Here is an 11,091-nt window from a genome sequence, read left to right as displayed (position 1 = left end):
ACGATGACGGAACGCCCCGAATAGTCCACGCGTTTTCCGAGCAGGTTCTGCCGGAAGCGCCCCTTCTTTCCCCGCAGGAGATCGGACAGGCTCTTGAGAGGACGGTTTCCCGCACCAAGCACGGCCTTGCCGACCCGGCCGTTGTCGATAAGGGCATCCACGGCCTCCTGGAGCATGCGCTTCTCGTTGCGCACGATGATCTCCGGAGCCCGCAGCTCTTGCAGTTTCCTCAAACGGTTGTTCCGGTTGATGACGCGCCGGTAGAGGTCGTTCAGATCGGAGGTGGCGAAGCGCCCTCCATCGAGCTGCACCATGGGGCGGAGATCGGGAGGAATGACGGGCAGCACCTCCATGACCATCCATTCGGGCTTGCCGTTGCTTTTCCGGAAGTCCTCCACCACGTTGAGGCGCTTGATGAGCTTCCGCTTCTTTTGTCCGGTACACTCGGCAATCTCTTCACGCAGCGTTGCGGCGAGTTCCTCCAGATCGAGAACGCGCAGGAGTTCCTGCACTCCTTCAGCGCCGATCCCCGCCTTGAATCCCTTGTCGTAGGCAGCGCAGAGCCGATATTCCCGTTCGAGAATGATACTTCCCCGCTCGAAGGGAGAATCCCCCTGTTCTAGCACAATGTAACAGGGATCCTCCAGTGTGATGGACTCAACCTGGGCGCTGAAGCGTCCGGGATGTTTCTCGTGAAAGAGTTGATATTCGCTCGCCGACGTGACGTCTCCCTTTCCAAAGGGAAGGTGCACCACCCCCGTGACGACAAATCCCTCCTGGTTACCCACGAGAGCTCTTTCCACGGGGAGCTCCCGTTCCTGGGAGGAGAATTTGTCCACCTGACCGGCGGAGAGAATGTCCCCTTCTCCGAAGAGTCCCCCCGGATGCGCGGCGGTGGTTCGAAAGGCGGGCTCGACCTTGAAGATCTCGTCCCCGTACTCCGCCTTGTAACGCGCCACCATGGAGGCGGAAATCACATCCCCCTCGTTCACGGGAATGTCGTCCACCTGAAGAATCCGATAGGCCTCCTCGGCCTTGAATTTCGGGTCATAAAAACTGTGCAGGCGCTCCTCGCACGCCGAGAGAGTCTCTCCGCGACGTACGAGATCATGCCGCTTTCCCTCCATGACGACCTTGTACACCGGTTCCCGGCGACGCGTGGGAGCGAAGTAGACTACCTTCTCAAGCTCCTTCGTAGCGGTTCCCAGAAGCAGACTGAGCCTACTCGGAATACCCCGGAGGTACCAGATATGCACCACCGGCGCCGCAAGCTCCAGATGCCCCATGCGTTCCCGGCGAACCCGGTTGTCCGTGACCTCCACACCACAACGGTCACAGACGACCCCCTTGAATTTGGGGCCGCTTCGCTTGTATTTGCCGCAAGCACACTCAAAGCTCCTCGTGGGGCCGAAGATGCGCTCGCAGAACAATCCGTCCTTTTCGGGGCGGAGCGTTCTGTAATTGATCGTCTCGGGCTTCTTCACTTCTCCGCTGGAAAGTTCCCGAATGCGTTCGGGGCTCGCCAGCTTGACGCGGACTCCCGCGATCTCCCGACGACTCATCTATGCGTTCCCCCCTTCTGGAGCATCGGCTTCCTCCGACTCCGATTCCGTCTCGGAAACGTCATCATCCCTCCCGAAGAGAAACGCCTCGGTGGTTCCCGCGGGGGAGACATCTTCGTCGGGTTCATCCTCCACCATCACGTCACTGCGGAAAGAGGAGAAACGGCCGATCCTCCCACTGTCGAACTCTTCCTCGTCCATGACCAGTTCGCCCACGGAACCGTCGTCATAGGTGATCTCCACGTCGAGTCCGAGCCCCTGGAGCTCCTTCACGAGGACGCGGAAGCTCTCCGGGACACCCGGCTCCGTGAGATTCTGCCCCTTCACGATGCGCTCATAAGTCTTGAGACGGCCCCGAATGTCGTCGGACTTGACGGTGAGCATCTCCTGGAGAATATGTGACGCACCGTATCCCTCGAGAGCCCACACCTCCATCTCTCCGAAGCGCTGTCCCCCGAATTGGGCCTTGCCCCCGAGGGGCTGCTGGGTGATGAGACTGTACGGGCCGATGGATCTGGCGTGAATCTTATCGTCCACGAGGTGGATGAGTTTGAGCATGTACATGCACCCTACGGTGATCTTGTTTTCGAAGGGTTCCCCCGTTCTGCCGTCGAAGAGGGTAATGCGCCCGTCGGAGGTCAGATCCGGGTACTTCTCCTTCTGGAGTTTCTCCACGAGATCGAAGATATGCGTTTCCTGGGCACCTTCGAAGACGGGCGTGGCGATGCGGAAACGGCCCCCCATCTCCTCGATGCCGTTGTAGCCGACAAAACCCATGACGGTTTCAAGAACCTGCCCAAGGTTCATGCGACTCGGCACACCGAGAGGATTGAGCACCACGTCCACGGGGGTGCCGTCGGGAAGATAGGGCATGTCTTCCTCGGGAAGAATGCGGGAGACCACACCCTTGTTTCCGTGACGCCCCGCCATCTTGTCTCCCACCGTGATCTTTCTAAGCTGGGCGACGTACACCTTGACGACCTCGTTGACGCCAGGACTCAGGTGTTCGCCGCTCTCTTCCCGCACAAGGCGCTTCACCGCCACGACCTTGCCGCCCTCCCCGTGGGGAACTCGGAGGGACGTATCGCGAACCTCCCGGGCCTTTTCACCGAAGATCGCCCGCAGAAGTTTTTCCTCGGGGGATTGGTCCGACTCGCCCTTGGGAGTCACCTTGCCCACGAGGATATCCGCCGCCTTGGCCTCCGCCCCGACCCGAATGATTCCGTTTTCGTCGAGGTTCTTCAGGGCGTCCTCGCCGACATTGGGGATGTCCCGGGTGATCTCCTCGGGGCCGAGCTTCGTGTCCCGGCTGTCGATTTCGTACTCTTCGATGTGGATCGACGTATAATAGTCTTCCTTCACGAGTCGTTCGTTCAGGAGAATGGCATCCTCGAAGTTGTATCCTTCCCAGGACATGAAGGCCACGATGACGTTCCGTCCGAGAGCGAGTTCCCCCTTCTCCACGGATTGCCCGTCGGCGATGACATCGCCTTTTTCGACCCGGTCCCCTGCCTGGACGATAACCTTCTGATGAATGACGGTCCCCTGATTCGAACGCCTGAATTTAATCAGGCTGTAGGTATCCCTGGTGCCGTCATCTGCGGTGATCTCAATGCCGTTCGCATCGAGATGGGTCACCACACCGGCACGTCGCGCCAAAATACAGGACCCGGAATCCCTGGCGATGCGTCCTTCGATTCCCGTTCCGACGATGGGGGCCTCGGCACTGATGAGCGGTACGGCCTGGCGCTGCATGTTCGATCCCATAAGTGCCCGGTTCGCGTCGTCGTGCTCCAGGAAGGGAATGAGCGCCGTTGAGATGGAGACGACCTGTTTCGGCGCCACATCAAGAAAGTGAATCCCGGCAGGCTCCACGGAGACAATAGATCCCCGGGAGCGAACATGCACTTCCGGCCCGAGAATTCGTCCCGTCTCATCCACGGGAGTATTCGCACGCCCCACGTAGTAATGATCTTCCTCGTCCGCGGAGAGATTCACCACCTCGTCGGTGACGCATCCGTCCACGACCCGCCTCTTCGGCGTGACCAGAAAACCGTATTCGTTGACGCGTGCGAAGGTCGCAAGAGAGGTGACCAGGCCGATGTTCGGTCCTTCCGGCGTTTCGATGGGACACACGCGACCGTAATGGGTATAGTGCACATCCCGGGCCTCGAATCCGGCCCGTTCCCGGGAAAGACCTCCGGGGCCGAGAGCGGAGAGACGGCGCCGATGCGTGAGTTCCGCGAGAGGGTTCGTCTGGTCCATGAACTGCGAGAGCTGGCCGGAACCAAAAAACTCCCGAAGCGCCGCCGAGATGGGACGCACGTTGATGAGTTCCTTCGCTGTGGCCACCGCGAGGTCGGGAATCGTGGTCATGCGCTCCTTGGCGATGCGCTCCATGCGAAGCAGCCCGATGCGGACCTGATTCTGAAGCAGCTCACCCACGGCGCGAACGCGGCGGTTCCCGAGGTGGTCGATGTCGTCCTCCTGGCCGGAGCCGTTGCGCAGGGCGATGAGTCCCGCGATGATGTGCACGATGTCATCCACCGTGAGAAGGCGGTTGGACTCGGGAACATCGAGGTCGAGCCGCCGGTTGACTTTGTAACGCCCCACCCGTCCCAGATTGTATCTCCGGGTGTCGAAGAAGAGACTGTTCACGTAGTCCCGGGCATTCTCCATACGAGCAGGCTCGTTGGGGCGAAGCCGGCGGAAGAGTTCAAGAACCGCCTCCTCGCTGTTTTCCGAGTTGTCTCGTTCGAGCGTGGAGGCCAGCGCGTTATCGACGTTCCACACACGCACCGTGGTCCGCCCCATGTTCCAGAGCGCCTCAAGGTGTTCCTTGGTGAGGCGGTCATTCCGCCGGATCACCGTCTGACCGGCTTCGTTGAGAATGGCCTCCGCGAGAAGACGGCCCCGGGCCTCCTCCTCAATGAGATCGACCTCCTCCGATTCGGCGCCGAAGAGCCGCAGCACCTCGTCGTTGTTCGGAATGCCGAAGGCTTTGAGGAGCATGGTGACGGGGATCTTCTTCCGGTTGTCGATGTTCACGGAGAGGATGTCACCTGGGGTGAGGTCGAACTCAAGCCAGGCCCCACGGTCGGGAATAACCTTCGCCGCATAGGACTCTTGTCCCGGCACGCTCGCCTCGGCGCTGAAATACACACCGGCGGAACGGGCAAGCTGGTTGACCACCACCCGTTCCGTGCCGTTGATGACAAAGGTTCCTCTGGCGGTCATGACGGGGAAATCACCGAGAAAAATGTCCTCCTCCTTGATCTCTCCTGTCTTCCGGTTCACCAGATGAATGGTTGCCCGAACGGGCATATCCCAGGTCTGGTCGCGTTGCCGGGCCTCTTCCTCGGTGATGTTCGGCACGCCCACATAGTACCGCACGAATTCAAGGGCGAAAGAGCCGTCGTAGCTGTCGATGGGAAAGATCTCGTCGAACAGTTCCTGAAGCCCGACACTCTGCCGGAATTCAGGATCCGTATCGAACTGGAAGAACCAACGGAAGGAATCGCGCTGTACTTCGACAAGATCGGGAAGCTCAACGAGATCCCGCTCTCGGCCGAAGGTGAGCCGAGTGCTCCACGTACCGGCGGGGACAAAGTCGGCCATGGGAGTTACGACCTCCCTGTCTACGGAAAATTTTGGGGAATTGCAGATTCGTGACGAAGGTGCATCATAACAAAAGGGACACCTTGTGTCAATAGACGCAAGATGCCCCCTTCCATATACTCCGCTCTCTCTTCCGAGGGAGTTTCCAGGCTGGTGTCGAGGGGGGGATTTGAACCCCCACAGGCTTGCGCCCACTAGATCCTGAGTCTAGCGCGTCTACCAGTTCCGCCACCCCGACGCTGACGAATTCGTGACGGCGATGATTGTAGCAACGGCGGAGAAAAATTGCAAGCTCGGAAACCGACGAGTGTGGCGAAACTGGGGAAATGCTCTCGGTAGAGTTGGTTTCTTCAGGCTCCACGAAACATCGGCCTCCAGATATTCCTGTTCTGTTCTGTGCTGTTCCGTGACTTCCACCCATGGAAACATTTCCGGATGGAATCCGTCCACCTCCGCCGAAAAGCACCCGCCTCCGCCCGAGTGGTTCAGGAACGCTGCGCAGCCCGACGAAGACGATCCCGGAGCGCTCTTCCGATGCGGAAAGAGGAGGGCATGTCCGCCACGAGAAGCCGCAATGCGCATTTTTCCAAATCTCGAAGCGCCCCAAAGAGTCCTGCCGCATAGGCATCCGCGTGGGCAAAACGTCGCACGACTCCGCACTCGAAGGGAGGTTCCCGCAAACCTACGTATCCGATCTCCCCCGGCCTCGCGAGAGCCGCAACCTCCGCCCAGACCTGATCTTCCCCTTCCCAGAGAAAGAGAGGGAGCGTCGGCGCGTAGTGCCGATGCCGCGTCCCGGGGGAGTGGGCGAGCAACTGGGCGGTTTCGGGGAGAAGAACCTTCCCCGCGACGGCTTCAAGTTCTTCCAGGGGAAGACCTCCGGGACGGAGAAGGGTGAGTGTCTCCGAAACTGCGTCCACAACGGTCGATTCCACCCCAAGCACCGTGGAACCACCGTCGAGAAGCACCGCCGGGGAATTTCCGAGGTCTTCCGCAACGGCTTCCGCTGTGGTGGGACTCGGCCTGCCGCTCGAATTCGCGCTGGGAGCGGCCACTGGGCATCCACAGTACCGGAGAAGCCCCAACGCCACGGGATGGGCGGGAATGCGCACCGCCACGGTGGGTAGCGAAGCACGGACATTCTCCGGGACGTCTTCCCGTGCGGGAAGGACCAGCGTAAGAGGTCCGGGTGCGAATCTGCGGAACAGGATCTCCGCCCGATGGTCCATGCGGGCCACCTGCCGCACATCCTCTACGGATGCCACGTGAACGATGAGCGGATTGTCCGCGGGCCTTCCCTTGGCGGCGAAAATACACGCCACCGCCTCCGAGGAGAGTGCATTCGCACCGAGACCGTAGACCGTCTCCGTAGGGAAAGCCACGAGACGCCCCGACCGAAGCACTCTGCCCGCCACGGCGAGAGCTCGCTCGTCGGGACTTTCCGGATCGAGGCGAAAACGGATTGTCACGACGACGCACTCCCCTCTGCATTTTCTCGTTCCTTCCGGTGCTTTCCTCCTTTTCCGAGGCGGAGTTCGACCTTCGCCTCGTCATTGAAGCAGGAGAAAAATTTGCGCCGGAACTCGGGAAACGTGCCGTCGAGAATCGCGCCGCGCATGCGTCGCATGAGCCGCAGCAGGAAATGGATGTTGTGCCACGTGCAGAGGCGAGAGGCGAGAATCTCTCCTGCCTTGTAGAGATGGCGCAGATAGGCCCTGGTATAGGTCCGGCAGACATGGCAGTCGCATTCCGGGTCGAGGGAAGAGAAATCCCGGGCGAACTCCAGGTTTTTGATGTTCAGGCGCCCCCCGGAGGTGAAGACCGTCCCGTTTCGTCCGTTACGGGTAGGCAACACGCAGTCGAACATGTCCACTCCCCTGGCGACTCCCTCCACGAGGTTCGGGGGATAGCCGACCCCCATGAGGTAGCGCGGAAGCGCCGCCGGCATAAAGGGCATCACGGCGTCGAGGATGCGGTACATCTCCCCGTGAGGCTCTCCGACGGAGAGTCCTCCGATGGCGAGCCCGGGGAAATCCATTTCTGCGAGACGACGGGCGCAGTCGATGCGCTGTTCCACATAGACGGATCCTTGAACGATGCCGAAAAGGAGCTGGTCCTTCCTCGCGTGCGCTTCCCGGCAGCGGCGCGCCCATGCCAGCGTCCGCTCCACCGCCCGCAGGGAGGATTCCGGCGAGGAAGGATAGGGAACACATTCGTCGAAACACATGGCGATGTCACTGCCGAGCTGCTCCTGAATCGCGACGGAACGCTCGGGAGACAGAAAGTGGAGGCTGCCGTCGAGATGGGAGCGGAAAGCGACGCCCTCGTCGGAGACCTTCCGCGACGCCGCCAGGGAAAAGACTTGAAATCCGCCGCTGTCGGTGAGGATGGCGCGGTTCCCTCCCATGAAGAGGTGCAGTCCCCCCGCCTCTGCGACGAGATCTTCTCCGGGGCGCAGGGAAAGATGATAGGTGTTGCCCAGGAGAATGGACGTCCCCATCTCCGTCAGTTCGAAGGGGGCCATGGCCTTCACCGTCGCCTGGGTTCCCACGGGCATGAACACCGGCGTCTCCACGACACCGTGGGCGGTGTGCAGCTCGCCCGCTCGCGCCCCCGTAACGGGGCACGTGGCGATCACGCGGAAGATTCTCTCCGACGATCGGGTCACGATGCGACTCCCCCCCAGCCGAACAGGGCCTCCGCGTTCTTCCAGACCTGTTCGGTCAGCTCCTCGAAGGTGGTCTTTCTCACGGTCGCGAGGGTTTCATAGACGAACCGCACGTAGGCGGGCTCGTTTCGCCTGCCCCGGAAGGGCTGAGGCGCGAGATAGGGAGCATCGGTCTCGCAGAGAATCCGGTCCGCCGGAATCCGCCCGGCGATCTCCCGCGATTCGGCGCTTCGGGGGAACGTCACCGGCCCGGCGAAGGAGACGTAGAATCCCAGATCCAGCGCCGCCTTCGCGTTCTCCCATGTTCCTGAAAAACAATGAATCACGCCGCCGCAACGGGACGCGTCCTCGGAGCGCAAAAGCGCGAGCGCATCATCGTAGGCCTCTCGGATGTGTACCACAAGGGGCTTTCCCGACTCTACCGCCCAGGCGACATGGTCCGCAAAAACGCGACGCTGCACGTCCCGGGGAGAGTGATCGTAGTGATAGTCCAGCCCTGTCTCCCCGATGGCCGCCACGCAGGGTGCGTTCGTCAGATCGCGCAGTTCCGCCGAAAGTCCCTCCGCCGCGGATGACGCCTCGTGGGGATGGACACCCACTGCGGCAAAAACGCCCCGGTCGGCATAGTCCAGGGCAAGACGGCGCACGGCGAAACTCGACGTTTCGTCGGACCCCACCACGAGAAGGCGGCGAAGGCCCGCCTCCGCCGCCCGATCCAACACCGTCTCCAAATCCTCTCGAAACTGTTCCATATCCAGATGACAATGGGTATCCGCAAGAAAGTCCTTGTGCACGAGAATCCTCCAGATCGTCTAATGAATGCGTGAACCCGGCGCGATGTCCCGATCCACGGTAAGGAGCGCGAGCCCCTTACCGTCGGCGGTCTCCGCGGCGAGGAGCATGCCGTTGCTCAGCACACCCCGCAGCTTGGCGGGTTTGAGATTGCAGATGACGATGATCTTCCGCCCTACAAGCTCTTCCGGAGCGTAGAACTCCCGGATGCCCGAGACGATGGTTCGTCGTTCGTATCCCAGGTCGAGTTCGAGCTTGTAGAGCTTGTCCGCCTTGGGAACGGGCTCCACTGCAAGAACCGAGGCAACCCTAAATTCGCAGCTCCGAAACTGTTCAACCTCGATCTCCGGCTCGTGGTCGCCGGGATCGGGAAGCATGCCCTTCCGGGCTTCCCGATCGGCCTTCTCCGCCTCCCACTCCTTCAGATCGATGCGGGGAAAAAGCACGTCTCCCCGATGCACGGACACGCCCGAGAGGTCCTCGGTCCATTCGGGAATGCCCTGCCCCCCGGAGAGACTCTCCGCGTTCAGGCCGAGCTGGTCCATCATGCGCGCCGCGGAATCGGGGATGAAGGGAGCCACGAGACACGCCACGGTACGGAGCACGCGACAGAGCGTGTTGAGCACCGTGCCGAGACGCTCTGCGTTCTCCTCCTTGCCCAGCTTCCAGGGCATGGTGTCGTCGATGTACTTGTTGCCTCTTCCGACAAGAACCCAGATATTCTTGAGGGCCTCATCGAAGGCATAGCGATCCATGCAGGAATCCACATCCCGACGTGTCGCGGCGACAAGTTCCGCCAGGTCTCTCTCCTGCTCCGTTTCGGCCCCCGCGACAGGAATCTTTCCGCCGCAATAGCGTTCCACCATCTGGAGGGTCCGGTTCAGCAGATTTCCCAGATCGTTGGCGAGATCCGCGTTCCGCCGCTGCACAAGGGCGAGTTCGGAGAAATCCCCGTCCAGACCGAAGGGGACCTCCCGAAGCAGGAAGTAGCGGAAGGAATCCCGACCGTACAGCTCCACCATCTCAAAAGGATCCACCACGTTTCCCTTCGATTTGGACATCTTCTCCCCCTCCACGGTCCACCAGCCGTGGGCGAAGACGAGTTTCGGAGGGTTCACGCCGAGGGCAAGAAGCATGGCGGGCCACACCACTGAATGGAAGCGGATGATGTCCTTGCCGACGAGATGGTGAACCACGGGCCAGTATTTTTGCCAGGGTGCGTTCTCTTCGGGATAGCCCACGGCGGCGAGATAGTTGATGAGCGCATCGAACCAGACGTAGACTACATGTTTTTCGTCACCAGGAACGGGAATCCCCCAACTGATGGTCGTTCGGGAGATGGACTGATCCCGCAGCCCTCCCCGGAGAAAACTGAGAATTTCGTTGCAGCGTCCCTTGGGCAGGATCGCTTCCCCGTTCGCCTCGTAGTAGGCCAAAAGGGGCTCCGCATAACGGGACATACGGAAGAAATAGCTCTCCTCGGTCATCATCTCCAGTTTTCTGCCACAATCGGGGCAGGTCTTCGCCTCTCCCATCTGAGACTCCGGGACATAGGTCTCGCAGGGAACGCAATACCATCCTTCGTAGGATCCCTTGTAAATGTCCCCCTTGGCGAGGAGCGTCGCAAAGATGTGCTGTACCACCTTCCTATGGCGTTCCTCGGTAGTTCGGATGAAATCGTCGTTGCTCACACCGAGGGCTTTCCAGAGTTCCTGAAAGTTCACCACGGTGCGATCCGCCAGTTCCTGGGCGGTGAGTCCCTTGGCGGCGGCGGCGCGCTGAATCTTCTGGCCGTGCTCGTCCGTGCCCGTGAGGAAAAAGGTGTCGAAACCGCACATTCTTCGGTAACGGGTCATGACATCCGCAGCGATGGTCGTATAGGCGTGCCCGATGTGGGGCACGTCGTTCACGTAATAAATGGGTGTAGTGACGTAAAACGGTTTCCGTGACATGTGAGGACCCCCTTACGATGAATCCCGTTCCCTCCGCGCAGCGCGGAGGAGCCGGTCCTTGACGACGTTTTTCGGAATACCATACCGTTCATGGATGAAGTTGGCAACCTCCCGGAGAGGAAGTCCCCGCCCCTGGAGATTTTGCGCATCCTCCTCCCAGGGAATCTCCTCGTCAGCACTCCCTGCCGTTGTCGCGCCCTCCACGAGAAGAACCAGTTCGCCTCGCAACATCCCCTCTTCTGCCCTTTCGAGCGCCTCCTCCGCGCTGCCCCGAAAGACCTCCTGGTGGATCTTGCTGATCTCCCGCACCACCGAAATGGAGCGATTCCCCAGCACGTCGCGAACCGACGCGAGATGCGCCGCCGCCTTGTGTGGAGACAGATAGAACACCAGCGTCCAGGGACATTGCCGCAGTGTTCCGAGAAAAGCAACACGCTCCCCCTCCCGGTCCGGAAGAAACCCGAGGAAGGCGAAGGGAGACGGGGACAGCCCTGACAAC

Annotated in this window: 5 protein-coding genes, 1 tRNA gene and 2 pseudogenes; all 8 read right to left on the bottom strand. The window is 60.8% G+C overall.

From position 1 onward, the window contains the following. Window positions 1-1,562 (bottom strand): annotated as a pseudogene (locus tag Q1K49_RS02555) (DNA-directed RNA polymerase subunit beta'); the annotation flags it as partial. Continuing rightward, complete coding sequence (rpoB, locus tag Q1K49_RS02550; RefSeq protein ID WP_300522428.1) at window positions 1,563-5,180, bottom strand: DNA-directed RNA polymerase subunit beta; 3,618 nt, start codon at window positions 5,178-5,180, stop codon at window positions 1,563-1,565. 151 nt (window positions 5,181-5,331) lie between these two features. Then, a tRNA-Leu gene (locus Q1K49_RS02545) sits at window positions 5,332-5,418 on the bottom strand. Window positions 5,419-5,665: 247 nt separating this feature from the next. Next, window positions 5,666-6,649 (bottom strand): L-threonylcarbamoyladenylate synthase, encoded by a 984-nt coding sequence (locus Q1K49_RS02540; RefSeq protein WP_300522426.1) that lies wholly within the window; start codon window positions 6,647-6,649, stop codon window positions 5,666-5,668. After that, the gene (gene tgt / locus Q1K49_RS02535; RefSeq protein ID WP_300522423.1) at window positions 6,646-7,848 is read right to left on the bottom strand and encodes a tRNA guanosine(34) transglycosylase Tgt; all 1,203 of its coding nucleotides are present in this window, start codon (window positions 7,846-7,848) and stop codon (window positions 6,646-6,648) included. Before tgt ends, Q1K49_RS02540 begins: the two co-directional genes overlap by 4 nt. Beyond that, window positions 7,845-8,642 (bottom strand): TatD family hydrolase, encoded by a 798-nt coding sequence (locus tag Q1K49_RS02530; protein ID WP_300522421.1) that lies wholly within the window; start codon window positions 8,640-8,642, stop codon window positions 7,845-7,847. Before Q1K49_RS02530 ends, tgt begins: the two co-directional genes overlap by 4 nt. 18 nt (window positions 8,643-8,660) lie before the next feature. Further along, entirely contained in the window at window positions 8,661-10,592 is a 1,932-nt protein-coding gene (gene metG, locus Q1K49_RS02525) for a methionine--tRNA ligase (RefSeq protein ID WP_300522418.1), read from the bottom strand. Between the two features lie 12 nt (window positions 10,593-10,604). Next, a pseudogene (locus Q1K49_RS02520) lies at window positions 10,605-11,091 on the bottom strand (rRNA (cytidine-2'-O-)-methyltransferase); the annotation flags it as partial.

Origin of the sequence: Aminiphilus sp. (genome assembly GCF_029975095.1) — a bacterium.
GTDB lineage: Bacteria > Synergistota > Synergistia > Synergistales > Aminiphilaceae > Aminiphilus.
Note: the sequence above shows the minus strand (reverse complement) of the source record. Positions and strands in the feature narration are given on the sequence as shown.

What these genes read in the sequence shown, in the direction of transcription:
- rpoB (WP_300522428.1), bottom strand. Translation starts at nt 5,180, where the DNA reads ATGGCCGACTTTGTCCCCGCCGGTACGTGGAGCACTCGGCTCACCTTC.
- metG (WP_300522418.1), bottom strand. Translation starts at nt 10,592, where the DNA reads ATGTCACGGAAACCGTTTTACGTCACTACACCCATTTATTACGTGAAC.